Here is a 25,735-nt window from a genome sequence, read left to right as displayed (position 1 = left end):
CCCGATCCCAGCCAAAAAACCCAGCCCACACCACCACAACGGCAGCACAGGCCAGACAATCCAGCCATTCAAAAAAACGGCATCGAATCAAACATGGCACACTATTGAGTTCTCAAACAACAGGCCCAGAAAGTACATCCCCCAGGCAAACAACCCGGGATATCTCCCAACCGAACGAGGTTCTAATTTACCTTCCCGCGCCCCTCACTGCAAATCCTGGAGTTGAATCCGAGGATCCTTGCCGTGAGGCTGTTGGGGGAAGGATTTCCGCCTCCACTCTGTGGTGGCGACTCGAAATACGGTACACGCCCGCCCCGGAGACGGCAAATCCGCCCAGACTCCCGGGCGTGTCGCACCGGGACTCTGGGCGGATGAGATGCTAGTCGCCGCCGAAGCGCGACTCAGTCGGTCAGGACGGCTGTCGCGAGGCTCTTCTTGCCGCGCCGGACGAGGAAGTAACGACCGTGCAGGGCGATCCCGGAATCGACGACGGCCTCGGGGTCGGTGACCTTGACGTTGTTGACGTAGGCACCCCCCTCTCCCACCGTCCGTCGCGCGGCCGACTTGCTGTCGGAGAGCCCGGTGACGACGAGCAGATCGACGATCCCGAGCTGGGCGGGCGTCACCGCCGCCGTCGTGAGCTCGGCCGTCGCCGCCTCGAGCGTCCCCTCGTCGAGCACCCCGAGATCACCGTTTCCGAAGAGTGCGGCCGAAGCCGCGATGACCTTCTCCGTAGCGTCCACGCCGTGGACAGTCGAGGTCACCTCGAAGGCGAGCCGGCGCTGGGCCTCGCGTGCGAAGGGGCGGTCCCTGACGGCGGCGTCGAGCTCCTCGATCTCGGCCCGGGTCAGGAAGGTGAAGACCTTGAGCCGGTCGACCACATCAGAGTCGGACGTGTTGAGCCAGAACTGGTAGAACGCGTACGGCGAGCACATGGCCGGATCCAGCCAGATCGCGTTGCCCTCGCTCTTGCCGAACTTGGTCCCGTCCGCGTTGGTGATGAGCGGCGTGCCCAAGGCGTGGACGGTCTTGCCCTCCACCTTGCGGATCAGCTCCGTTCCGCTCGTCAGGTTCCCCCACTGGTCGGAGCCGCCCGTCTGCAGGACGCAGTCGTAGGCCCGGAACAGCTCGAGGTAGTCCATCCCCTGGAGGATCTGGTAGCTGAACTCGGTGTACGAGATGCCCTCGTCGGAAGCGAGTCGGGAGGCAACCGCATCCTTGCGGAGCATCGTCCCCACGCGGAAGTGCTTGCCGATCTCCCGCAGGAAGTCGATCGCGCTGAGAGGGGCCGTCCAGTCGAGGTTGTTGACCATGCGCGCAGCGTTCTCACCCTCGAAGCTCAGGAACCGCTGCACCTGCGCCCTGAGGTAGCCGACCCACTCCGCGACGGTGTCCTTCGTGTTGAGGGTGCGCTCCGCCGTCGGACGCGGGTCCCCGATGAGCCCTGTCGAGCCGCCGACGAGCCCCAGCGGGCGGTGACCGGCCAGCTGGAGGCGCCGCAGCAGGAGGAGTTGGACCAGGTTGCCGAGGTGGAGGCTGGGGGCCGTCGGGTCGAAGCCGCAGTAGTACGTGATCGGATCTCCCGAGAGGAGGGCCTCGAGCTCGGCCTCGTCGGTCGAGACGTGGACGAGGCCACGCCACTTGAGCTCCTGCCAGATGTTCGGGAAGCTCGGATCGTTCTTCTGCGTATCGAGTACTGTCTGCGGCACGGCTTCTACGGTATCAGTCAGGCATCGGCGAATTGGGCTTCGATTCCCGCGGGCAGAGGGTCCGCGGCGATGAGCCGGAGGCGCTGAGTAGCGCGGGTCATGGCGACGTACAGATCCCCGACGCGGCCGTGATGCTCGTCGACGAGACGGCTCGGTTCGAGGACGATCACGCCGTCGAATTCGAGCCCCTTGGCCTCGCGCGGATCGATCACGACGATGTCCTGATCGAAGCTCCCTGCCCCAGCACCCACGCGGGAGCCGTAGACCTCGCGCAGCGCACTGCGCGCGCCCTCCACGAACTCCTCGGGCGCGATCACGGCGACCAGACCGCCGTCGGCCGCCTCGAGCTCCTCCGGCATGACGGCAACCAAGCGTTCGACGACGGCGCCCGCCTCCACGCGATCGACGATCGGCGGCCAGAGGCCTTCCCGCACGGCCTTGGGCGCGGACACAGTCAGGCCGGCCGCCGCGGCCATGCGCGCCGCGGACTCCGCGATCTGGCTGGGAGTCCGGTAGTTCACCGTGAGCTCCTCAAGCTGCCAGCGGTCCCCGAAGAACGGGGTGAGCGCCGCGCTCCACGAGGAAGCGCCGGCCGCAGAGCTCGTCTGGGCGATGTCCCCCACGATCGTGAAGGACTTGAGCGGGCACCGGCGCACGAGCAGCCGCCACTGCATATAGGAGAGCTCCTGCGCCTCGTCGACGATGATGTGGCCGTACGCCCACGTGCGGTCCCCCACTGCACGCTCCGCCGCCGTGAGCCGCGCCTCGGGGGCCTGCTGGAAGTCCGCGAGGTCCTCCGCGCTCACGACGCCGTCGACCCCCTGTTCCCGCAGCGCGTTGTTCAGGTTCGCGAGAGTCCGCTCGGCATTCTCGAGATCACGCCGTCGTTCGGCTTCGCGCCGGCCGGCCTCCGCGCTGCCCGCGGCGTCCGGCTCCCCGAGCAGTTCGGCCGCCTCGTCGAGGAGCGGTATGTCCGCTTCCGTCCAAGGCTGGTCGGCGGGGCGCTCGAGGAGGTCGCGCTCCTCGGAGTTCAGCCCGCTCGCGACCGTGTCGAGGATCGCGCGCCGCGAGAACAGCTCGGTGAGGAGCTTCTGGGCCGTCATGGGCATCCAGCAGAGGTTGAGCGCGACGCGCACGTCCCGCGACTGGCGCACGTCCTCGGCCAGATACGAGCGGTCGGCGTTGTTCCCCACGCTCGAGGCCTCGAGCTTCGACTGGAGCTGCTCGGTGAGCTCGCGCAGCAGGATCTTGACGAACGTGTTCCGGGCCTCGTTGTACGGCTTGCCCGTCGCACGCGCCTTGTCGCGCGCCCGGCGGACCTGCCGGGGCGTCAGCAGGAGCTTCTGGCCCTCGACATCGAGGATGCGATCCCCCGCCGGGATCCGCTGGCGATTCGCCACGGCCGCCGCGATGAGGTCGACCATGCGCTTGCTGCCCTTGAGCCTCGCGACGCGCGGATCCTCCTCCGGTACGGCATTGATGCCCGGCAGGAGCCGCCCGAGGCTTGACATCACGACGCCGGTCTCGCCGAGCGAGGGGAGCACCCGTTCGATGTACTTCATGAACGACGGCGAAGGCCCGACAAGCAGGACGCCTGCGGACTTGAGGCGATTGCGATGGCTGTACAGAAGGTAGGCGGCGCGGTGCAGGGCAACCGCAGTCTTGCCAGTGCCCGGACCGCCCTGGACGACGAGCGCGCCGGGCATGGGCGCACGGATGATGCGGTCCTGCTCGGCCTGGATGGTGCTCACGATGTCTGCCATGCGGCCCGTGCGCTTCGAGTTGACCGCGGCGAGCAGGGCGCCCTCGCCCTGGTGGTGCCCGCCGTCGAGCATGTCCGCGTCGAGGATGTCGTCCTCGATCGCCTTGACGTCCCGCCCCTGCAGGATGAGGTGACGGCGGCGGCGCACCCCCTGCCTGTCGAAAGCGGTCGCCTGGTAGAAATGGCTCGCCTCGGGCGCCCGCCAGTCAACCATGAGCCGACGGAGGTCATCCGTGCTCAGGCCGATGCGGCCGATGTACTGCGCCTCGCCGTCGTCAAGGTCAAGGCGGCCGAAGACCAGCCGATCCTCGACCGCATCGAGCTGCGCCAGCCGGTCCTCGTACATGGCTGCGAACGCATCGCGCTCGGAGATGTTCTGCACGGAGCCGACTGCTCCCGCTTTGCGCACTGAAGCGAGCTGGCTGCGCTTCTCATCGCGCAGCTCATCGAGCCGGCGGTAGAGGCCGCGCACGTAGTCGCGTTCGTGAGCCAGATCGGCGTCGGGCATCGGCATGTTCCCCTAACTGCAATGACGGGCCGTCTACTGCAATGACGGACCGTCCATTCTACAGCGATTCCGGTGAACATGCCGGAAACCGCATTCGAGCGTCTGTCGGAGGCTCTGGGCCGAGGGGAGCAGCCCAGCGAGGGGCCTGCTCGACTAGAGCTCGATGCGCTGAAGCGAATGGACGTCGTGCCCCTCAAGTGCGGCGCGTCCCCCCAGCCCGGCCAGCTCCAGCACGACGCCGATGCCGACGACGTGCGCGCCCGACCGCTCCATGAGCCGAGTCGCCGCCGAAAGGGTGCCGCCGGTGGCGAGAACGTCGTCGAGCAGGAGGATGCGGGACCCCGGCGGGACGTCGTCCTCGTGGACCTCGATAGTGGCGTGCCCGTATTCGAGGGCGTAGTCCTCGGACAGGGTCCGCCGCGGCAGCTTGCCCTTCTTCCGCACCGTGATGACTCCGGTGCCAGTCGCATAGGCGGCCGCTGCCGCGAGGAGGAAGCCGCGCGCCTCGACGCCCGCCACGAGGTCGAACTGCCCCTGGAACGGAGCGGTCAGTGCGTCCACCATGGCGCGCAGACCTTCGCCGTCCGCGAAGACCGGGGTCAGGTCCTTGAACGTGATCCCTGGCCTCGGATAGTCCTCCACCGTGGCGCAGAGCCGGTTGAGGATGTCGATGACGCTTTGGTCGGGGGCGGTATCTCGGATCACCGTTCCACGTTACCGAATGTTCATGTCCACCCTTGCGTCGCGGGCTGTCACGGCGGCCTGTAGCGGGCCGGATTCCCCAAGTTCAGGCCCCAAGTTCCCCAACTTCAGGCCCTGCTTCCCCAAGTTCAGGACCTGCTTCCCCAAGTTCAGGACCTGCTTCCCCAAGTTCAGGACCTGCTTCCCCAAGTTCAGGACCTGCTTCCCCAAGTTCAGACGCTTGCCCGAACCGACACGCCGGTAGAGCTGGGCGACACGCCGTGGATTGAAGGCTGAAGCCGGGGAGTTCGGCGCAGAACGTGGGGAAGCCGGCGCAGAACCCGGGGAAACCGGCGCAGAACCCGGGGAAACTGGCGCAGAACCCGGGGAAACTGGCGCAGAGGCACGGGGAGTTCGGCGCAGAACCTGGGGCAACCGGCGCAGAACTTGGCGGCGCAGCCTTCCCCAGCGGCCCTCCCGCCGTCAGCGGACGACGGCGCTGCCGGCGGCGCGTGCGCGGGTGCGCGGCTTCGCGGCGCGATAGGCCGAGACGGTCGGCTCGCCGGGCAGCCAGAACCTCCAGGGATAGTCGGCGGAGCCCCCAGCGCCGGCTACCCCGACCCGAGGGCCGTTGAGGACCGCGGGCGCCCGGCGGCTGGGCCGCACGAGCCGGAATTCCCCGCCGTCGAGCGCTGCCCCGTTGTGTTCGCGGCTGATGCCGAGCGCCTGTGCGAGCCTCGCCGGGCCGCGGGCAAGCTCAGCCTCCTTGCGGGCCGCGGCCCGGCGCCGCTGGGCCAGCTCGACCCCCTCGACCACTTCCCCCGCGCGAAGCAGGCATCCGGAGGATCGGCCAGCCGGACCGCACACGATGTTGGCGCAGTAGTGCATGCCGTACGTGAAGTAGACGTAGAGATGACCGGGCGGCCCCCACATGACCTCGTTCCGGGCCGTCCGCCCGTTGTAGGAATGGGAGCCCGGGTCGGCGTGCTCCGAGTCCCGGTGGCCCCGGTAGGCCTCGACTTCCGTGAGGCGCACGCCGACGGTGCCCTCCGCCGTCGTATGCGTGAGGACGGCACCCAAAAGGTCTGGGGCGACTGCGACAGGGTCGCGCAGGAGCCAGTGGACGAGATCTTCGTGCTCCATCAGCCGGCGCGCCGGCCTACTTCGACGCAAGCGCCGACGGCCACGGACCGATGGCCGGCAGCGGAACGGCCTCCCCTGCGTGCTCGGCACGGACCGAGCCCCGACCTATCTCGCGTCCCGCGAGCCACGCGGCGAGGTCCTGCAGCCGGCCCGCGAGGACGACGCCGTCCTCACCCTCTCCGAGCCGGATCTCCTCGCCGTGGTGCGGCCGGAGGACGAACGTCTCCCCCTCGGGCACGCGCGGTTCGAGGAATCCGAGCAGATGCCGGCAGAAGGCCGCGCTCCACTCCTGCTGCGTGCAGCCGGTGCCGAGGTCACTGTGGTGGATCTCGAGCTCGCGCCACAGCGCGAACGCCGCATCACGGACGTTTCCGTTGCGGAACCGCACGGGAGCATCCCACTCGTCCGGCTCGAGCGAGGCGAGCGCCGCGATGGACCTGTCCAGCGCGGCGCCCACACGCTCGCGGTGCTCGTCGGCGGTCGCGTAGGCGCCCGCCTCTATGGCCTGGTCGCGTCCCGCCTGCCCGCCGTCATAGAGCTCGACCTTCTCTCCGCGGCGGGCAGCCTCCACCTGCCGCGCGACGGCAGCGCAGATGCCGGCCAGATGCGCGAACACGTGCCCCCGGGTCCAGCCGGGCAGCTCGGAGGGCTGCCCGACGGAGTCATCCGTCAGGCGTTCGAGCTCGTGGCGGATCCCCGCGGCGGCCGAACGGATCTCGGCCAGGAGGCGCTCATCGGTAAGGGCAGCGGCTTCGGTTCCCATGCCACCAGAGTAGCCAGTCGAGCCCCTCACGGGGATCAGCCCGCGAGGAGATCAGCCGGCGAAGCCCCTGACCTCCTTCAGCTGCGCCCTGAGCGCCTCGAGCTGTCGCGAGACGGCCGACGGCGCGGTGCCGCCCTGCGCGCTCCGGCTCGCGAGCGAGCCTTCTGTGCTGAGGACCGAGCGCACCTCCGGGGTGAGGGCGGGGCTGATGGCCGCATACTCCTCGTCCGTGAGGTCCCACAGCTCCACGCCGCGGCTCTCGGCCTGCCGCACCGCGGCGCCCGAGAGCTCGTGCGCCTCCCTGAACGGGACACCCTGCCGCACGAGCCACTCGGCGATGTCCGTCGCGAGGGCGAAGCCCTGCGGCGCGAGGGCCGCCATGCGCTCAGTGTTGAACGAGAGCGTCGCAATCATCCCGGACACGGCGGGGAGCAGGAGCTCGAGGGTGTCCGCGGCATCGAACACGGGCTCCTTGTCCTCCTGGAGGTCCCGGTTGTACGCGAGCGGGAGGCCCTTGAGCGTCGCGAGGAGCCCCGCGAGGTCGCCGATGAGGCGGCCCGCCTTGCCCCGCGCGAGCTCGGCCACGTCCGGGTTCTTCTTCTGCGGCATGATCGACGACCCCGTCGAGAAGGCATCGTCGAGCACCACGAAGGAGAATTCCTTCGTCGCCCACAGGATGACCTCCTCGCTGATCCGCGAGAGGTCGACGCCGATCATGGCGGCGACCCACGCGAATTCCGCGAAGACGTCCCGCGAGGCGGTCCCGTCAATGGAATTGTGGACGGCGGAGTCGAAGCCGAGATCGGACGCGACTGCCTCTGGATCGAGGCCGAGCGACGAGCCCGCGAGCGCACCCGATCCGTAGGGCGAGACGGCGGCCCGCCTGTCCCAGTCCTGGAGACGCTGCACGTCGCGCAGCAGGGCCCACGCGTGGGCCAGCAGGTGGTGGCTCAGGAGGACCGGCTGGGCGTGCTGGAGATGCGTCCGCCCCGGCATGGCTGCCTCGGGATGGGCCTCGGCCTGCGCGACGAGCGCGTCGACGGTCCCGAGCACGCCTCGCGCGATGAGGCGCGCGTGGTCGCGCAGGAACATGCGCCCGAGAGTGGCCACCTGATCGTTGCGCGACCTGCCCGCACGCAGCTTCCCGCCGAGCTGTGCGCCCGCTCGTTCGATGAGGCCGCGCTCGAGGGAGCCGTGCACGTCCTCGTCCGAATCGGCGGGCACGTAGGCGCCCGACGTGACGTCGGTGTCGAGCTCGTCGAGCGCTGCGAGCATCCCGGCGAGCTCCCCGTCGTCGAGGAGGCCCGCCTGGTGGAGCACGCGGGCATGCGCGCGGGAGCCTGCGATGTCGTAGCGCGCGAGCCGCCAGTCGAAGTGCGTCGACTTGCTCAGGGCGGCGAGGGCGTCGGCCGGTCCCCCGGCGAACCGGCCGCCCCACAGCGTCCCCTGATTCGTAGCGGCCTTCGGCTCAGCCACGACTGCTACTCCCCCGCGACGCGCTGGTCGCGGCCCGACGCCACCTTGGAGGCCATGCCCCAGATGTCGATGAAGCCCTTCGCGCTCGACTGGTCGAACGTGTCGCCGGTGTCGTACGTCGCGAGGCTGAAGTCGTACAGCGAGGTGTCGGAACGGCGGCCGTTGACCACGGCGGTGCCGGCGTGCAGCACCATGCGGATGTCGCCCGAGACGTACTTCTGGCTGTCGTCGATGAAGACGTCGAGGGCGCGCTTGAGCGGTGAGAACCACTGGCCGTCGTACACGAGCTCGGACCAGCGCTGGCCGACCGTCGCCTTGAAGCGCGCGTGCTCGCGCTCGATCGTGACGTCCTCGAGGTGCTTGTGGGCCGTGATCAGGGCCATCGCGCCGGGCGCCTCGTAGATCTCGCGGCTCTTGATGCCGACGAGCCGGTCCTCGACGACGTCGATGCGGCCGACGCCCTGTGCGCCCGCCCGGCGGTTGAGCTCCTGGATGATCTGCAGCGGGGTGTGCTCGACGCCGTCGATCGCCGTCGGGACGCCCTCCTTGAACGTGATCGTGACCTCGTCGGGCGCCGGCGGGAACTCCGGGCTCTGCGTGTAGTCGTAGATGTCCTTGGTCGGAGCGTTCCAGATGTCCTCGAGGTAGCCCGTCTCGATCGCGCGGCCCCACACGTTCTGGTCGATCGAGTAGGGGTTCTTCTTCGTCGTGACGATCGGGAGGTGCTTCTCCTCCGCGTACGCGATCGCCTTGTCGCGGGTCAGGGCGAGGTCGCGGACCGGCGCGATGCACTTGAGGTCGGGCCCGAGGGTCTGGATGCCGACCTCGAAGCGCACCTGGTCGTTGCCCTTGCCGGTGCAGCCGTGGGCGACGGTGGTCGCGCCGAACTCGCGGGCGGCCTGGACGAGGTGCTTGACGATGACGGGGCGGGAGATCGCCGAGACGAGCGGGTAGTGCCCCTGGTAGAGCGCGTTCGCCTTGAGGGTCGGCATGCAGTACTCCTCGGCGAACTCGTCGCGCGCGTCGGCCACGTAGGCCTCGACGGCGCCGCAGCCGAGGGCGCGCTGGCGAACCGTCTCGAGGTCCTCGCCGCCCTGCCCGACGTCGACGGCGACGGCGACGACCTCGGCGCCGGTGGCGTCGGCGATCCACCCGATCGCGACGGAGGTGTCGAGGCCGCCCGAGTAGGCGAGGATGATGCGATCCTTCACGTTTTCTCCTTGGAGTGACTGGTCTGGACGACAGGGTGTGCAACGACCGGGCCTGGGCGACCGGGTCTGGATGAATGACTATTCAGAAGTCTACATACCTATGCAGCGTTCTCGCACACTGCCCGCGCGACTTCCAATTCGATGTCCCACCCTTGGCTGTTCCCCTCGAAGGCAGCCCGCCGGTCCGCGTCGCTGCCCGGCAGGGACGCGAAGCCGGTCTCGACGACGCGAAGCCGCGAGCCGCCGTCGTTCGCCTCGACGGAGAACTCGAGGAGCGTCGACCCTGCGCCCTCCCCCACCCAGCGGAAGACCACGAGCCGCGGAGCCTCGAGGGCGACAGTGAGGATTCCGAAATCACCGTGGACAGGGTCGTGCACGAGGCTCACGTCGCCGTCGCGGTCGATCTCGTGCGCGCGGTATTCCCCGTCGTTGATGAACCAGCCGGGCTCCGAGACGAGGGCGAAGACGCGCTCGGGCGGGGCGGCGATGTCGATGGACTTGTCGATGCGGTCGGTGACGGCCGGGCCTGAGGAGATGGGATGGGACACTGTCGTACCGGAGGCTGCCTCGTTGGACGCTGTCATGGCCCCATCGTCCCGCCCCGTCACGCCCCGTGGGAAGCGAGTTCGAGGAACCGCGCCGCAACCGCCTCCCCGCCGAGCGCATCGCGCGTGACGATCATGACGGTGTCGTCGCCCGCCAGGGTCCCGAGGATCGACGGGATGGCGGAGTGGTCGATCGCGAGCGCCAGGAAGTTGGCGGCTCCGGGAGGGGTGCGGAGGACGACGATATTCGCGCTTGCCTCGGCAGTCACGAGGAGTTCGGCGCACAGCTTCGCGAGCCGCGCGTCGAGCACCTCGGGATCGAGCCCGATGCGGGGGCTCCGGTCGCCGCCCTCGCCGCGCACGGCGTAGACGAGCCCGCCGTCTGCTCCCCGTACACGGACCGCGCCGATCTCGACGAGGTCGCGTGAGAGCGTGGCCTGGGTGACCTGCACGCCGTCGTCCGCGAGGAGCGCCGCGAGCTCCGCCTGGGAGCGCACGGGCTGGCCCGCAAGGATCGCGCGGATGCGCGCCTGGCGGGCCGCCTTCGTCTGTGGCGCGGGTCCGGGGGCGAGGCTCATGGGGTCAGCCGCACTAGTCCAGGCCCTCGACGTCGGCGTAGCCGGAGCGGTGGAGAAGCCATGCCAGCAGGGCCTTCTGGGCGTGGAGGCGGTTCTCTGCCTCGTCCCACACGACGGACTGCGGGCCGTCGATGACGTCGGCCGCGACCTCATACCCTCGGTAGGCCGGGAGGCAGTGGAGGAAGACGGCGTCCTCGGCCGCGAGGCCCATGGCCGCCGCGTTGATGCTGTAGTCGCGGAAGAGGGTCATGCGGGCTTCCTTCTCGGCCTCCTGGCCCATTGAGACCCACGTATCGGTCGCGACCACGTCAGCGCCCTCGAGAGCCGCCGCGGGATCGGCCGTCACGAGCACCGAGCCGCCGGTCTCCCCGGCGACGGCCTCGGCCTCCGCGACAACCTCGGGGGCTGGAAGGTAGCCCTCGGGCCCTGCGATCCGGACGTGCATGCCTGCCGTGACGCCCGCGAGCAGGTAGGAGTTCGCCATGTTGTTGGCCGCGTCGCCCAGATACGCCATCGAGAGCCCCGCGAGCTTCCCCTTGTGCTCGCGGACGGTGAGGAGGTCCGCGAGGAGCTGGCACGGGTGGTAGTCGTCGCAGAGCGCGTTCACGACCGGGACACGCGAATGGGCTGCCATGTCGACGAGGCCCTGGTGGGGGCCCGTGCGCCAGACGATCGCCGCGACCATGCGCTCGAGCACGCGGGCGGTGTCCTCGACGGACTCCTTGTGGCCGATCTGGCTCTCCCCGGGGTTGATGACGAGCGGGGCACCGCCGAGGTCGGAGATCCCGGCCGAGAAGGAGACGCGGGTCCGCGTCGACGTCTTGTCGAAGATGACGGCGACCGTCTTGCGGGCGCTGCCCGGGCCCGCGAGCGGCTGGAGCGAGTACGGCGCGGCCTTGAGCCGCAGCGCGAGGTCGAGGACTTCGGCCTGCTCGGCCGGGCTCAGATCGGTGTCCTTGAGGAAGTGGCGGACTGGCCCTGGGGCTTGTGCTGTCATGAGTGATCCTTCTGCGTGAGTGCGGACGCGGCGGCCTCCACGAGGCTCGGCAGCGCGGCCAGGAACGTGTCCGCCTGATCGGCGGTGAGGATGAGCGGCGGGGCGAGCCGGATGGTTCGCGGACCTGGTGCGTTCACGATGAAGCCCGCGGCGAGGGCCGCGTTCACGACGGCGGCGGCCAGGTTCGCGTCCTCGGGGACTGCTGCCGCGTCCCCTCCGGGGCCCGTGAGGTCGAAGCCCACGAGGAGGCCGCGTCCGCGCACCTCGGCGACCTCCGGCAGGCTCGCGAGCCCGGCCCTGACGTGCTCGCCCACGGACAGGACGTGCTCGAGCACGCTCTGGGTCTCGATCGTGTGGAGCGTCGCGAGCGCGGCAGCCGTCGCGACGGGGTTGCCGCCGAACGTCGTCCCGTGCTGGCCGGCAGAGAGGAGGGCGCTGTTCTCGGGGCCGTACGTGATGAGCGCGCCGATCGGGAACCCGCCGCCGAGGCCCTTCGCGAGGGTCACGGCGTCGGGCACGACCCCGGACCCGTCGATTGCGAGCCACGATCCCGTCCTGCCGATGCCCGTCTGGACCTCGTCGACGATGAGGAGGGCGCCGGCGTCCCGGGTGATCCTGCGCGCCTCCTCGAGGTATCCGCCCGGAAGCGGAATGACGCCCGCCTCGCCCTGGATCGGCTCGAGGAAGAGCGCTTGGGTGGTCTCGTCCACGGCGGCGCGGAGCGCGTCGAGGTCGCCGAACGGTACGTGGACGACGCCGCCCGGCAGCGGCGCGAACGGCTCCCGGTAGGCCTTCTTGGCGGTGAGGGCGAGGGCGCCCATGGTGCGCCCGTGGAATGCCCCCTCGAGCGCGACGATCTTGGTGCGCTCCCCCGACTGGCCACCGCCGGTGTCCTTGTTCATCCGTGCGAGCTTGAACGCCGCCTCATTCGCCTCGGTGCCCGAGTTCGCGAAGAACACTTTGGAACCGGCCGGAGCATGGGCGATCTCGAGGAGCTTCTCGGCGAGCGCGACCTGGGTGGGGCTCGTGAAGAAGTTGGAGACGTGCCCGAGCGTCGCGAGCTGCGACGAGATGACACTCGTGACGAACGGGTGCGCGTGGCCCAGCGCGTTGACCGCGATCCCCCCGAGCAGGTCGAGGTACTGCCTGCCGTCGGCGTCCCACACGTAGCAGCCCTGGCCGCGGACGAGCACGCGCTGTGGGGTGCCGAACACGCCCATGAGCGAGTTCGAGTAGCGGGCGAGCCATGCCTCGCCGCTCGACGCGCCCACGAGCTCGGAAACCTCTCGGGCCTCCGGAGTCCGGGCCTCCGGCAGCCGGCCCTCCGGAGTCCGGGCGGCCTCTGGGGTATTGGGGGTGCTCATGCGGTTCCTCCGCGCTTGTCTTCATGAGGTCCAGCCTCATCGGGTACAACCTGTGTGCCGACACCGGCGTCGGTGAAGACCTCGAGCAGCATGGTGTGCGGGCTGCGGCCGTCGACGATGGCCGCGCGGTCCACGCCCTCGGTCACGGCCTTGAGGCACGCGCTCATCTTGGGGATCATTCCCGATTCGAGGCTCGGGAGCATGTCCCGCAGCTCGGAGGCCGAGATCTGCGAGACGAGCGAATCCCTGTCCGGCCAGTTGCGGTAGAGGCCCTCGACGTCGGTGAGCACCACGAGCCGCGACGCGCCGAGCGCGACCGCGACCGCGGCTGCCGCCGTGTCGGCGTTGACGTTCAGGACCTGGCCGGTCGGCTGGTAGGGGCCCGCGCCGTCGTCCGCCTCCCCCTCGGCGCCACGTCCGGCGACCTCGGGGGCGACGGTCGAGATGACCGGGATGCGGCCGGCCTCGAGGATGTCGAGCACCGCCGCGGGGTCGACGCCGACCACCTCGCCGACGAGCCCGAGGTCGACCTCCTCGCCGTCGACGACCGCCGCCGTGCGCACGGCGCGAAGGAGGCCCGCGTCCTCGCCCGAGAGGCCCACAGCGTACGGGCCGTGGGAGTTGATGAGGCCCACGAGCTCGCGCCCGACCTGCCCCGTGAGCACCATCCGGACGACGTCCATCGCCTCCGGGGTGGTCACGCGGAGGCCGCCCTTGAACTCGCTCTCAATCCCCACGCGCTCGAGCATGCGGTTGATCTGGGGCCCGCCGCCGTGCACGACGACGGGCCGGATCCCGACGTGGTGGAGGAATACGATGTCCTCGGCGAATGCACGCCGGAGCCCTTCGTTCACCATCGCGTTGCCGCCGTACTTGACGACCATCGTGCTGCCCGCGAACTTCTGGATCCACGGGAGCGCCTCGATGAGGGTTGCCGCCTTGTCCATGGCCAGCCGGATATTGGTGTTGGGTCCTGCCTCTGTCATGCGGGCCTCAGCTCGAGTAGGCGCTGTTCTCGTGCACGTAGTCGTGCGTGAGGTCATTGGTCAGGATCGTCGCCTCGGCATCCCCGGCCTGGAGGTCGATCTCTACGAGCACCTCTCGGGGCTCGAGGTCGACGAGCGAACGGTCCTCCCCGATCCCGCCCTTCCGGCACACCTGCACTCCGTTGATGGAGACGCCTAGCTCGTCCGGGTCGAAGACCGCGTCGGTCGTGCCGACGGCCGAGAGGACGCGGCCCCAGTTCGGGTCCTTGCCGAAGATCGCGGTCTTGAAGAGGTTCGAGCGGGCGACGGCGCGCGCGACCACTTCGGCGTCGCTCTCGGAGGCCGCGTTGAACGCGCGGATCGCGATGTCGTGGCTCGCGCCCTCGGCGTCGCCGATGAGCTTGCGCGCGAGCTCGGCGCAGACCTGGGTGAGTCCGGCGGTGAAGTCCGCGGCGGCGGGCACGGCCCCGGACGCGCCGGAGGCGAGCAGCACCACGGTGTCGTTGGTCGACATGCAGCCGTCCGAGTCGGCGCGGTCGAAGGTGACCCGCGTGGCATCCCGGAGCGCGGCGTCGAGCATCCCGGGTGCCGTCGCGGCGTCGGTCGTGAGGACCACGAGCATCGTCGCGAGGCCCGGCGCGAGCATCCCGGCGCCCTTGGCGATGCCGCCGATGGTGTAGGCGGTCCCCGCCTCGTCAGTGCCGGTGAAGACGGCTTCCTTGGGCACCGTGTCGGTCGTCATGATGGCGACGGCGGCCGCGTGCCCGCCGTCGTCCGCGAGCGCCGCGGCGGCTGCGTCGACGCCCGCGAGCACCTTGTCCATCGGGAGCTGCTCGCCGATGAGCCCGGTCGAGCAGACGACGACGTCGGCGGCCGAGATGCCCAGCACGTCGGCCGTCTTCTCGGCGGTCCCGTGGGCGTTCTGGAAGCCCTGCGGGCCGGTGCACGCGTTGGCTCCACCCGAGTTGAGGATGACGGCGTCCGCGCGGCCGTCGGTGATGGCCTGGCGGGACCAGCGGACGGGCGCCGCCGCAACCCGGTTCGAGGTGAAGACGGCAGCGGCGTGCCTGTCGGGCCCGTCGTTCACGACCAGGGCCATATCGGGCTTGCCCGACGCCTTGATTCCGGCAGTCACGCCGGCGGCCCGGAAACCCTTGGGTGCGGTGATGGTCACGGGGCGACTCCCAGCTGTGCGAGGCCGGCGCCCTCCGGGAGCCCCAGCGCGATGTTCATGGACTGCACCGCGCCACCCGCGGTGCCCTTGGTGAGATTGTCGATCACGGAACTCACGATGACGCGGCCCGCATGCTCGTCGAACGCGAGCTGGATGGCGGCGTTGTTCGAGCCGAGGACCATCTGCGTCGCGGGCCACTGGCCCTCGGGCAGGACGTGGATGAAGGCCTCGTCGCGGTAGGCGTCGGTCCACGCGGCCCGCAGCGCCTCGTACGTCGAACCGGCGTCCGTGCCCTTCACGGCTTCGGCCCTGACGCGGGCCGTCGCCGTCGTGAGGATGCCCCGGCTCATGGGCGCGAGGGTCGGCGTGAACGAGACGGTGACGGCTTCTCCCGCTGCGTTCGAGAGTCCCTGCTCGATCTCGGGCGTGTGCCGGTGGCCGCCGCCCACGCCGTACGGGCTCATCGAGCCCATGACCTCGGAGCCGAGCAGGTGCGGCTTCACGGACTTGCCCGCGCCGGAGGTTCCGGAGGCAGAGACGATGACGACGTCGTTCGGCTCGAGGAGCCCCGCGGCGAAGCCGGGCACGAGCGCCAGCAGCGCGGAAGTCGGGTAGCAGCCGGGGACGGCGATCCGGCGCGCACCCCGGAGCTTCTCGCGCTGCCTCTGGCCGCCGCCCAGCGGAAGCTCCGGAAGCCCGTAGGGCCACGTGCCAGCGTGCTCCGAGCGGTAGAACCTGAACCACGCCTCGGGGTCCTCGAGCCGGTGGTCTGCGCCGGCGTCGATCACGAGGGTGTCATCGGGGAGCTGCGCGGCGACCGCGGCCGAGGCGCCATGCGGGAGTGCGAGGAACACGACGTCGTGGCCGGCCAGGTTCTCTGCCGTGGTTTCGGTGACGGTCCGGTCCGCGAGGGTCAGGAGATGCGGCTGAAGTTCGCCCAGACGGCGTCCCGCGCTGCTGTGCGCGGTGATGGCCCCGATCTCGATGTCAGGGTGGTTGGCCAGCAGGCGGAGGACCTCTCCCCCGGCGTAGCCGCTGGCTCCGGACACTGCTGCGGTAATAGTCACCCTGCCACTATAGGCAAACTTATGCAGTTCTATCAATATTTATGCATGCAAGAATCGGCGAGCGCTCTCCTTAGGATGGGTGCGGACGAGAACTCGTGAAGCAACGCTGGAAACGCTGGGAAGAGGAAGACTCCATGATGAAAGCCATCGTCGCCGTCGAGCCGGGCGGACCCGAAGTCCTGGTCGAGCAGGAGGTCGAGAGGCCTCAGCCGGGCGCCGGCCAGCTTCTGGTCAGAGTCGCCGCGATCGGCGTCAACTTCATCGAGACCTACCAGCGCCAGGGCATCTACAACGTGCCGTTCCCCTTCGTCCCGGGAGGCGAAGCGTCTGGCACGGTCGAGGAAGTGGGCGAAGGCGTCGAAGGCTATGCAGTCGGGGACAGGGTGGTCACGGCCGAGGGCGAGCACGCCTACGCCGAGTACACGCTCGTGGACGCCGACAAGGCGCTCCCCGTCCCCGAGGGCCTCGACCTCGAGACAGCTGCCGCCCTCCCCCTCCAGGGCATGACGGCGCATTACCTCATCAACTCGACGTTCAGGGTCGAACCGGGCCAGACGGCGCTCGTCCACGCAGGCGCGGGCGGGGTAGGCCTGCTCCTCATCCAAATGCTCAAGGCCAAGGGCGCACGCGTCCTCACGACCGTCTCGACGGAGGAGAAGGCGCAGCTCGCCTCAGAGGCCGGCGCCGACCACGTCCTCGGCTACTCCCAGTTCTCCGAGCACGTCCGGGAGCTCACCGGGGGTGCGGGAGTGGACGTCGTGTACGACGGCGTCGGCCGCGACACGTTCGACGGCTCCCTCGCGAGCCTCCGTCCGCGGGGATACCTCGTGCTGTTCGGCGCCGCGTCGGGTCCCGTGCCGCCCGTGGATCCCCAGCGGCTCAACGCCGGCGGATCGCTCTTCCTCACCCGGCCCACGCTCAGGCACCACCTGCTTAACCCCCAGGAGCGCCTGTGGCGCTCTTCGGAGGTCTTCGGGGCCGCCGCGGACGGCTCGCTCTCCGTGCGGATCGGAGCGACGTTCCCGCTCTCCGAGGCGGCCGACGCCCACAGGGCGCTCGAGGCCCGCGCCACGACGGGCAAAGTCCTGCTGGTCCCCTGACGGCCATACCTACGACACCATCGCAATCGTGAGCGATACCCAGTCCCTCGCCGCCGGGCCTTCCGGGCCAGCGCACCGCGCCCAGCTGCTGGGCTCCTCCCGCACACCGCCAGCGCGGACTCTCATCGAGATCCTCCTCGCAACGGCGGACGCGTTCCCCGAGGCGCCCGCGCTCGACGACGGGTCCAGAGTGCTCAGCTATGCCGAGCTCATCCCCGAGGTCCGAAACCTCGGCCGGAAGCTGCATGCGGCAGGGCTGGGCGCCGGGGACCGGATCGGGATCCGAATCCCCTCCGGGACCTGCGAACTCTACATCGCGATCCTCGCAACCCTCATGGTGGGCGCCGCCTACGTGCCGGTTGACGCCGACGACCCCGACGAACGGGCGAAGCTCGTGTTCGCCGAGGCCGGGGTTGCCGGAATCCTGCGGGCCGACGGCAAGATGGTCGTCGACCGGAAGAGGCCCCGGCCGTTCCCCGCGCCGCGCCCGCCGGGCCTCGAGGACGACGCGTGGATCATCTTCACGTCCGGCTCCACTGGAACCCCCAAGGGCGTCGCGGTGCGGCACCGCTCGGCTGGAGCGTTCGTGGACGCCGAAGCGCGCCTGTTCCTCCAGGCGGAGCCCATCGGACCAGAGGACCGCGTGCTCGCGGGCCTCTCGGTCGCCTTCGATGCCTCGTGCGAGGAGATGTGGCTCGCCTGGCGCCACGGCGCGTGCCTCGTTCCGGCCCCGCGCTCGCTCGTGCGGACGGGGATGGACCTCGGTCCCTGGCTCGTAGCACGGGGCATCACGGTGGTCTCCACTGTCCCGACCCTCGCGGCGCTGTGGCCGGCCGAAGCACTCGAGAACGTTCGCCTCCTCATCTTCGGCGGCGAAGCCTGCCCCCCGGAGCTCGCGGAGCGGCTCGCCGTGGAAGGGCGTGAGGTGTGGAACACCTACGGTCCGACCGAGGCCACCGTGGTCGCGTGTGCCGCATCTCTCGGCGGCGAGGGCCCCGTGCGCATCGGCCTGCCGCTCGACGGCTGGGACCTCGCCGTCGTCGACCCGGACGGCGTGCCGGTCCCGGAGGGTGGCGTCGGCGAGCTCATCATCGGAGGCGTCGGGCTCGCCCGCTACCTGGACCCGGAGAAGGACGCCGCCAAGTATGCCCCGCTTGGACCGCTGGGCTGGGAACGCGCCTACCGTTCCGGGGACCTCGTGAAGTTCGAGCCCGAGGGCCTCATCTTCCAAGGGCGCGCCGACGAGCAGGTCAAGCTCGGCGGGCGCCGCATCGAACTGGGCGAGGTGGACGCCGCGCTCCAAGCCCTCCCGGGCATCGCCGGCGCGGCTGCAGCAGTGCGGACGACGGCGGCCGGGAACCAGATCCTCGTCGGGTACCTGGCGGCTGCGGACGGGACACGGCCCGACCTGGACGCTGCAAGGACGCGGTTGGCGGAGGCCCTCCCGGCAGCCCTCGTCCCCCTGCTCACCGTCGTCGAATCCCTCCCGACCAAGACGAGCGGCAAGGTCGACCGCAACGCGCTGCCGTGGCCGCTCCCGGCCGCTGGGCAGGATGCGGACGAGGACCTCGAGCTGCCCGAGGACGCCGCGTGGATCTTCGAGCAGTGGGGCAGTGTGCTGGGGACCAAGCCGTCCGGCCTCGACGCCGACTTCTTCGCGGCTGGCGGGGGTTCCCTCGCGGCCGCCCAGCTCGTCTCGGCACTGCGCCGCCGCTACCCGACCGTCACGGTCGCGGACATCTACTCGCACCCCCGGCTCGGGGCGCTCATGGAAGCCGTCCTGGGTGCCGCCCCGCGAGGTGCCGCGCCCGCCGTCGACCGTTCTGTCGCACCGACCTCGGGGCGTACCCAGCTCGCCCAGACCCTCCTGGGAATCCCGCTCTTCATCCTCGTCGGCATGCGCTGGCTCACGTACCTCATGGCCGCCAACAACCTGCTCGCCTCGGCGCCTGCCGCTATCGGCCCCTTCGTGGGAGCGCCCACCGTCTCGTGGTGGTGGGTAGCGGCCTCGTGGCTCGTCTTCGTCAGCCCGCTCGGGCGGATGGCGATCGCCGTCGGCGCGGCGCGACTGCTCCTCCGCGGGGTTGCCCCAGGCCGTCACCCGCGGTCGGGAAGCGTCCACCTGAGGCTCTGGCTCGCCGAACAGATCTCGGACCTCTCGCAGGCCGTGAGCCTCGCAAGCGCACCATGGGTCCCCTATTACGCCCGCGCGCTCGGCGCGACCATAGGGCGGAACGTCGTGCTGCACTCGGTGCCCCCTGTCACGGGCATGCTCTCCATCGGCGACGGGGCATCGGTCGAACCCGAGGTGGACCTGGCCGGCTGGTGGATCGACGGCGACTGGGTCTACGTGGGTGGGGTTCGCATCGGTGCGGGGGCGACCATCGGCTCCCGCTCCACCCTCCTCCCGGGCGCCCAGATCGGCGCGGGCGCCGTCGTCGACCCGGGTTCCGCGGTCTCGGGGAAGGTCAAGGCCGGCCTCCGCGTCGCCGGGTCCCCGGCGCAGCGCGTAGGGAAGGCCAAGCCTGAGTGGCCGGCGCTCCCCCACCGGTCGCCGCTCGCCGAGGGCGCGTGGATCGGCGCCTTCGCGGCAGCCTCCACCGTGCTCGCGCTCATTCCGTACGCCTCGGGTCTTGGGGCAGGCGCCGTGTTCGCGTGGGCCGCCGCGGGGCATGCGAGCCTCCACGCCGCCCTCCCCTCGCTCCTCGCCGCAGCCCCGCTCGCGGCTGCCGTCTGGTTCGTGCTGAATCTGCTCCTCGTCGCCGCGTCGACACGCCTCCTGGGAATCGGCCTCCGGGAGGGCACTTATCCCGTCCGCAGCCGGGTCGGCTGGCAGGTCTGGGCGACCGAACGGGTCCTGGACCTGGCCCGCGACCTCCTGTTCCCGCTGTATGCGAGCCTCCTCACGCCCGCGTGGCTTCGGCTGCTCGGGGCCGACATCGGCAGGAACGTCGAGGCCTCCACCGTGCTCCTCCTGCCCAAGATGACCACCGTGGGCGACGGCGCGTTCCTCGCCGACGACACGATGGTCGCCTCCTACGAGCTCGGCGGAGGCTGGCTCCGCATCGCCCCCGCGAAGGTCGGCAAGCGGGCGTTCCTCGGTAATTCCGGCATGACGGCCGCGGGCCGCTCCGTGCCGAAGGACGGGCTCGTCGCGGTGCTGTCGGCGACGCCGAAGAAGGCGAAGTCCGGATCGTCCTGGCTCGGCAGCCCGCCCGTCCGGCTGCGGCGCACGTCCGTCGAAGCCGACACGAGCCGCACGTTCGATCCCCCCGTGAGGCTCAAGCTCGCCCGGGGCTTCTGGGAGCTGTGCCGGATCGTGCCGATCATGCTCACGGTCGCGATCGCCGTCGGTGTCCTCGCCGCCCTCGACTGGCTCACGGCAACCTTGGGCTACGCCGGTGCGGCCCTCCTGTGCGGGGCCGTCATGCTCGTTGCCGGTGCCGTCGCTGCGACCGCGGCGGTCGCGGCCAAGTGGGTCCTCGTCGGCCGGATCCGCGCGGGAGAGCATCCCCTCTGGAGCTCGTTCGTGTGGCGCAACGAGGTCGTGGACACGTTTGTCGAATCGGTCACGGCGCCCTGGTTCGCCAGGGCTGCGTCGGGGACGCCGGCGCTTGTCTGGTGGCTGCGGGCGCTCGGCGCGCGGATCGGCCGCGGGACGTGGTGCGAAAGCTACTGGCTGCCCGAGGCAGACCTCGTGGAACTCGGCCCGAGCTCGACCGTGAACCGCGGATGTGTGATCCAGACGCATCTGTTCCATGACCGGATCATGAGCATCGACGCCGTGACGCTCGCTGAGGGTGCCACGATGGGACCGCACGGCGTGATCCTGCCGGGCGCCGCCATCGGCCGCGGCGGAACCGTCGGACCGGCGTCCCTCGTCATGCGCGGCGAGCACGTCCCCGCCGGAACCTACTGGCGCGGCAACCCCGTCGTCCCGTGGGCCGAGCCGAAGGCGCCCGGCGACAAGGCGCCGAGCGAGAAGTCACCGGCTCAGAGGGCAGCGGACCAGGAGGCACCGGCCGAGTCGCCCAGTCAGAACGCACCGACGCCATGAGTCCCACGAAGAACCAGAGCCCCGAACTCCTCGACCCGTACACGCCCGGGCACGGGACCGACTCCTACCGGGTCCAGCACTACGATCTCGACCTCGACGTCAAACTCTCGAGCAACCGCCTCGAGGGCCGTGCGCGCCTCCTTGCCGAGGCGCGCGAGGATCTCGACTCCGTCGTCCTGAGTCTCGCAGGCCTCAAGGCCTCGAAGGTCTACGTCGACGGCGCGAAGGCCGCGAAGACCGTCCAGCGCGACGACCAGCTCGTCATCAGGCTGCGCGTCCCCATCCCCGCGGGGCGCACCTTCGAGCTCGACGTCCGCTACGAGGGCACGCCCCGACCCGTCCGCGGGGTCTGGGGGGAGATCGGGTGGGAGGAGCTCGAGGACGGCGTGCTCGTGGCGGGCCAGCCGACGGGGGCCCCGACCTGGTTCCCGTGCAACGACCACCCGACCCAGAAGTCGTCCTTCCGGATCTCGGCGACGACCGACGCGGGCTACCGGGCCGTCTCGAACGGCCTCCTCGTAGGCCAGAGCAAGAAGTCGAGCCGGGAAACCTGGGTGTACGAGCAGCGCGAGCCCATGGCGCCCTATCTCGCGACCCTGCTCATCGGGCGGTACCGGGAACTCGAGCTCGGTGCGTGCCCCACGGAGAGCGGCAGCACCGTCCGGGTGCGGGCCGCGGTGCCGCCCAGCCTCCTCGCCGAAGCCCGGAATGGCCTGAAGGACCAGCTGCGGATGGTGGAGCTGTTCATCGAGCTGTTCGGCCCCTACCCCTTCCGCGACTACACCGTCGTGGTCACCGAGGACGAACTCGAGATCCCGCTCGAGTCGCAAACGCTCTCGATCGTGGGGCCGAACCACATCAGGCTGACGTGGGACGCGCAGCGTCTGCTCGCCCACGAGCTCGCCCACCAGTGGTTCGGCAACTCGGTGACGGTCCTGCGCTGGCAGGACATCTGGCTCCATGAGGGCTTTGCGTGCTACGCCGAGTGGCTGTGGAGCGAGCGCGCGGGGCTCCGGTCGGCGGCCGAACGGGCCGCTGCGGCCTGGCGCTACCTCAAGGACGAGCCGCAGGATCTCGAGATCGGCCGGCCGGGCGCGCACCTCATGTTCGACGACCGCGTGTACAAGCGGGGGGCGCTCGCGCTGCACGCCCTGCGCTGCGCCGTGGGCGACGAGCTCTTCTTCCGCTCGCTGCGGACCTTCGCCACCGAGTACCGCCACGGCAACGTCTCGACGTCGGACCTCGTCGTAGTCTTCGACCGTGTGTCCCGCGGGATCCCCGGCATCGACGCCGCGCGCGTCCTGGACCGTTGGCTGTACTCCGGGCAGCTACCGGCCCTCCCGGAGGGCGACACCGTCACGGCGTGACGGTGGCGAAGGCGGCCACCAGGCCGGAGGGGAGCCCGAGCGGCTTCGCGGCAAGGTCCGTCACGCGCGGGTCGCCCAGGGTCTCGACGGCCGCGGGATCCGTGCGAAGCCCCTCCCCCCGGGCCTTGAGCAGGGCTTCCTTGCGGGCCCACAGGCGGGCTGCTTCGGCGGGCGGGTCACTGGCGCGGGACAGACGACGGCGCTCGCCGGCGGAGAAGGCGGCATCGGGGATCGAGCGGCGGAAGTCCGCGACCGCGGCGAGGTCGATGCCCAGCCCCGGACGCGCGCAGTCGGCAGGCAGCACCTCGGCAGGCAGCACCTCGACCGCGAACAGCGCCCATCCACCGGCCCGCGACATGCTTGCGGCAACCGGGAGGGTCCGGCCGCGCCCGTCGCCGAGGAGCACGACGAAGCCCGGGGCGCCGTGCTCGCCGCGACCGCATTCGGGGCACTCATAGGCCGGGAAGACGAGCCCCGGGGCGAGCCCGAGCGCCTCCGCGACGAGCCCCCGCAGGGCGAGCCGCGACGTCGTGAACTCCACGGCCCTCACAGGGTCGGCCATGGCCCGGGCCCGCTGGGCCTCCCCCGCCGTCGGCTCGCCCACCGGCCAGGGAGGCTCCGCGTTCCCGAGCTGCAGGGTCCTCAGGATCATCGGAGTCCGGGCTGACTCGCCGGCCGGCAGAGCGTGTCCCGCCCGGCTCAGCGCTGGACGGCCCCGAAGCGCTCGGCGGCGCGCTCGACGGCGGCCGCCCTGGCCTCGGAGGCCTCGTCGGCCGTGAGCGTGCGGTCCGCGGCCCGGAACCGGAGTCCGAAGGCGAGGGACTTCTTGCCCTCGCCGATGCCGGGACCCGAGTACACATCGAAGAGATGAACCTCTTCGAGGAGCTCACCCGCTCCCTCGCGCAGGGCGTCCTTGACCTCGTCGGCCGGGATCCCGGCGTCGACGATGAGCGCGACGTCCTGGGTGGCCACGGGGAACGTCGAGATGTGCTTCGCGACGATGACGTCCGGGGCGGCCTCGAACAGTGCGTCGGCATCGAGCTCGAGCACGACCGAGCGCGCCGGCAGGTCATGCGCCGCGAGCAGCTTCGGGTGGAGTTCGCCGGCGTACCCGACCACCTCGCCTGTGCGCAGGGCGAGCTGCGCCGTGCGTCCCGGGTGGAACGCCTGATGGGCGCCTTGGGCCACGACGAGATCGACCCCGAGGACGTCCCCGACGAGACGCGCGATATCGATCGCGTCGGACCAGTCCCAGAGCCGCGGCGTGTGGTTCGCGGCGGCTGGCGAGTCGTGACCCGTGAAGACGGCCGCGACGTGCAGCGGCTGGTGCGGGAGCCCAGCCTCGAGGGCGTCGAGGATGTCGTCGGTGGGCCGCTCCCCGAGCGGGGGGATCGAGGCGGAGCCGATCGCACCGTCCTCGGGGAGGAACACGAGTCCCGCCTCGAACAGCGCGAGGTCGCGGAGGCCACGGGCGTTGTTCCGCTTGGCGACCTCGAGGAGGCCTGGCAGCATCGACGTCCGCAGCCAGCCGAGCTCCTCGCTCAGCGGATTCGCGAGCTTGACGGCAGGGCGCGGCGCGCCCGCCTCCGCCATACCGAAGGTCGCGTTGGCCGTCTCCGAGACGAACGGGTAGGCGAGGACCTCGGTCAGCCCAGCGTCGGCGAGCGCCTGCACGAGGCGCCGGCGCTGCTGCTGGGTCCTTGTGAGGCCTCGACCGGGAGGGGCAACCGGGAGACGCGACGGGATCTTGTCGTAGCCGACGAGCCGCGCGATCTCTTCGGAGAGGTCCTCCTTGGTCTCGAGGTCGAGGCGCCAGCTCGGCGGCGTCACGAGGAAGTCTGCGCCGCGCCGTTCGACTGCCGCCCCGAGGTCGCCGAGGGTCCGGGCGATGAGCTCCTCGCTGAACTCCATGCCGATGCGTTCCGAGGCGAACGTCCCGGGCAGGAGGATCCGGGTGGGCGCCGGCGCGCTGCCGACGTCGGTCCCGGCCTCGTCCGCGACACCGCCGCCGAGCTCGACCAGCAGGTCGACGACTCGCTGGGCGGCCTCGTCGGCGACCTGCCAGTCGACGCCGCGCTCGAAGCGCTTCGATGCCTCGGACGGCAGCTTGTGCCGACGGCGCGAGCGGCCGACGGTGACCGTGTCGAAGTGGGCGGACTCGATGAGCACGCTGACCGTCGTGTCGGAGCATTCGGTGGACGCGCCGCCCATGACGCCGGCGATGCCGATCGGTCCCGACTCGTCCGTGATGAGCAGGTCCTCGGGATCGAGCTCGCGGACCTTCCCGTCGAGGGTCTCGAGCTTCTCGCCATCCTCCGCGCGGCGCACGGTGATCGTTCCGGTGAGCTTGTCGAGGTCGTAGCAGTGGGTCGGCTGGCCGAGCTCGAACATGACGTAGTTCGAGATGTCGACCGGCAGCGAGATCGAGCGCACGCCCGCAAGCCGGAGGCGCGAGACCATCCACTGAGGGGTCGGGCGGGTCGGATCGATCCCGCGGACGGTGCGGGCCACGAAGCGATCGCAGCCGAGCACGCCGTGGATGGGGGCCCGGTCGTCGAGGACGACGTCGTAGCCGCCTTCAAGGGATGCCGGCGGCGTGACGCGCGTGGCCGGGTCCTCGAACGACGTTCCCGTGGCATGCGCGTACTCGCGGGCGATCCCGCGGATCGAGAAGCAGTAGCTGCGGTCCGGCGTCACGTTGATCTCGGCAGCCTCGTCGTCCAGGCCGAAGAGCGCGAGCGCGTCGGTTCCGATCTCAGGGTCGAGGCCGAGGCGCGAGAGGACGATGATCCCGTCGTGGTCCTCCCCGATGCCGAGCTCTCGGGCCGAAGCGATCATGCCGGCCGAAACGTGGCCGTAGGTCTTGCGGGCGGCGATGTGGAAGTCGCCGGGCAGCGTCGCACCCGGCAGCGTCACGACGACCTTGTCGCCCTCGACGAAGTTGTGGGCTCCGCACACGATGCCCTGCACGCCCGAGGGGTCGATGCCCTTGCCCGTGAGGGTCTGCTCCTGGCCCTCGGGGACCACGCGGACCTGGCACCAGTTGATGGTCTTGCCGTTGGTCTGCGGCTCCTTGACGAGGCTCAGGACCTGCCCGACCACGATGGGCCCGCTGATGCTCTCGGAGGGCCGGTGGACGGCCTCCTCCTCGAGCCCGACCGAGACGAGGTCCGCCATGAGGTCTTCGGCGGTCTCGTCCGCCGGGAGCTGCGTGTATTCGCGCAGCCAGGAAAGGGGGATTCGCATG

General features: G+C 70.6%; 19 protein-coding genes. 3 read left to right on the top strand and 16 right to left on the bottom strand.

Annotated features, from left to right (window positions below):
* Window positions 1–401: 401 nt before the first annotated feature.
* The 14 genes from tyrS to argC all read right to left on the bottom strand — a co-directional run bounded on the left by tyrS (window position 402) and on the right by argC (window position 15,964).
* Entirely contained in the window at window positions 402–1,709 is a 1,308-nt protein-coding gene (gene tyrS / locus E6A21_RS09215; RefSeq protein ID WP_138443825.1) for a tyrosine--tRNA ligase, read from the bottom strand.
* Window positions 1,710–1,726: 17 nt separating this feature from the next.
* The gene (locus E6A21_RS09210; RefSeq protein ID WP_138443866.1) at window positions 1,727–3,979 is read right to left on the bottom strand and encodes a HelD family protein; all 2,253 of its coding nucleotides are present in this window, start codon (window positions 3,977–3,979) and stop codon (window positions 1,727–1,729) included.
* 153 nt (window positions 3,980–4,132) lie between these two features.
* Complete coding sequence (locus tag E6A21_RS09205; protein WP_246036307.1) at window positions 4,133–4,684, bottom strand: adenine phosphoribosyltransferase; 552 nt, start codon at window positions 4,682–4,684, stop codon at window positions 4,133–4,135.
* Window positions 4,685–5,143: 459 nt separating this feature from the next.
* Window positions 5,144–5,803, bottom strand: a complete 660-nt coding sequence (locus tag E6A21_RS09195) for a DNA-3-methyladenine glycosylase (protein WP_138443824.1) — start codon at window positions 5,801–5,803, stop codon at window positions 5,144–5,146.
* 16 nt (window positions 5,804–5,819) lie between these two features.
* Window positions 5,820–6,566, bottom strand: coding sequence for a maleylpyruvate isomerase family mycothiol-dependent enzyme (locus E6A21_RS09190; RefSeq protein ID WP_138443823.1), 747 nt, complete (start codon window positions 6,564–6,566; stop codon window positions 5,820–5,822).
* 51 nt (window positions 6,567–6,617) lie between these two features.
* A complete protein-coding gene (gene argH / locus E6A21_RS09185) occupies window positions 6,618–8,042 on the bottom strand; it encodes an argininosuccinate lyase (protein ID WP_138443822.1) in 1,425 nt (474 codons plus the stop codon).
* A gap of 5 nt (window positions 8,043–8,047) precedes the next feature.
* A complete protein-coding gene (locus E6A21_RS09180) occupies window positions 8,048–9,253 on the bottom strand; it encodes an argininosuccinate synthase (RefSeq protein ID WP_138443821.1) in 1,206 nt (401 codons plus the stop codon).
* A gap of 98 nt (window positions 9,254–9,351) precedes the next feature.
* Complete coding sequence (locus E6A21_RS09175) at window positions 9,352–9,837, bottom strand: SRPBCC domain-containing protein (protein WP_212745897.1); 486 nt, start codon at window positions 9,835–9,837, stop codon at window positions 9,352–9,354.
* Window positions 9,838–9,857: 20 nt separating this feature from the next.
* Window positions 9,858–10,376 (bottom strand): arginine repressor, encoded by a 519-nt coding sequence (locus E6A21_RS09170; protein WP_138443820.1) that lies wholly within the window; start codon window positions 10,374–10,376, stop codon window positions 9,858–9,860.
* A 13-nt stretch (window positions 10,377–10,389) separates the two neighbouring features.
* Window positions 10,390–11,373, bottom strand: coding sequence for an ornithine carbamoyltransferase (argF, locus tag E6A21_RS09165; RefSeq protein WP_138443819.1), 984 nt, complete (start codon window positions 11,371–11,373; stop codon window positions 10,390–10,392).
* Window positions 11,370–12,737, bottom strand: coding sequence for an acetylornithine transaminase (locus E6A21_RS09160; RefSeq protein WP_138443818.1), 1,368 nt, complete (start codon window positions 12,735–12,737; stop codon window positions 11,370–11,372). The genes argF and E6A21_RS09160 overlap by 4 nt, the downstream gene beginning before the upstream one ends.
* On the bottom strand, window positions 12,734–13,723 hold the full coding sequence (argB, locus tag E6A21_RS09155; protein WP_138443817.1) for an acetylglutamate kinase: 990 nt from the start codon (window positions 13,721–13,723) through the stop codon (window positions 12,734–12,736). The genes E6A21_RS09160 and argB overlap by 4 nt, the downstream gene beginning before the upstream one ends.
* Before the next feature lie 7 nt (window positions 13,724–13,730).
* On the bottom strand, window positions 13,731–14,897 hold the full coding sequence (argJ, locus tag E6A21_RS09150; protein WP_138443816.1) for a bifunctional glutamate N-acetyltransferase/amino-acid acetyltransferase ArgJ: 1,167 nt from the start codon (window positions 14,895–14,897) through the stop codon (window positions 13,731–13,733).
* A complete protein-coding gene (argC, locus tag E6A21_RS09145; protein ID WP_138443815.1) occupies window positions 14,894–15,964 on the bottom strand; it encodes an N-acetyl-gamma-glutamyl-phosphate reductase in 1,071 nt (356 codons plus the stop codon). The genes argJ and argC overlap by 4 nt, the downstream gene beginning before the upstream one ends.
* A gap of 134 nt (window positions 15,965–16,098) precedes the next feature.
* Here argC and E6A21_RS09140 point away from each other — a divergent pair, with 134 nt between their 5' ends.
* The 3 genes from E6A21_RS09140 to E6A21_RS09130 are packed head-to-tail and all read left to right on the top strand — an operon-like array spanning window position 16,099 to window position 22,488.
* Window positions 16,099–17,064, top strand: a complete 966-nt coding sequence (locus E6A21_RS09140; RefSeq protein WP_138443814.1) for a quinone oxidoreductase family protein — start codon at window positions 16,099–16,101, stop codon at window positions 17,062–17,064.
* Window positions 17,065–17,092: 28 nt separating this feature from the next.
* Window positions 17,093–21,121 (top strand): Pls/PosA family non-ribosomal peptide synthetase, encoded by a 4,029-nt coding sequence (locus E6A21_RS09135; RefSeq protein ID WP_138443813.1) that lies wholly within the window; start codon window positions 17,093–17,095, stop codon window positions 21,119–21,121.
* Complete coding sequence (locus tag E6A21_RS09130) at window positions 21,118–22,488, top strand: M1 family metallopeptidase (protein ID WP_138443812.1); 1,371 nt, start codon at window positions 21,118–21,120, stop codon at window positions 22,486–22,488. The genes E6A21_RS09135 and E6A21_RS09130 overlap by 4 nt, the downstream gene beginning before the upstream one ends.
* On the opposite strand, the gene E6A21_RS09125 is transcribed toward E6A21_RS09130, so the two are convergent.
* Complete coding sequence (locus E6A21_RS09125; protein WP_212745896.1) at window positions 22,478–23,140, bottom strand: 4'-phosphopantetheinyl transferase family protein; 663 nt, start codon at window positions 23,138–23,140, stop codon at window positions 22,478–22,480. The genes E6A21_RS09130 and E6A21_RS09125 overlap by 11 nt on opposite strands.
* A 47-nt stretch (window positions 23,141–23,187) precedes the next feature.
* Complete coding sequence (gene pheT / locus E6A21_RS09120; RefSeq protein WP_138443811.1) at window positions 23,188–25,734, bottom strand: phenylalanine--tRNA ligase subunit beta; 2,547 nt, start codon at window positions 25,732–25,734, stop codon at window positions 23,188–23,190.
* Between the last annotated feature and the right edge of the window lies 1 nt (window position 25,735).

The sequence above is a fragment of the Sinomonas susongensis genome, assembly GCF_005877005.1.
GTDB classification, from domain to species: Bacteria; Actinomycetota; Actinomycetes; order Actinomycetales; family Micrococcaceae; genus Sinomonas; species Sinomonas susongensis.
The sequence above is the reverse complement of the archived record's forward strand: the minus strand, read 5'-3'. Positions and strand labels throughout refer to the sequence as shown.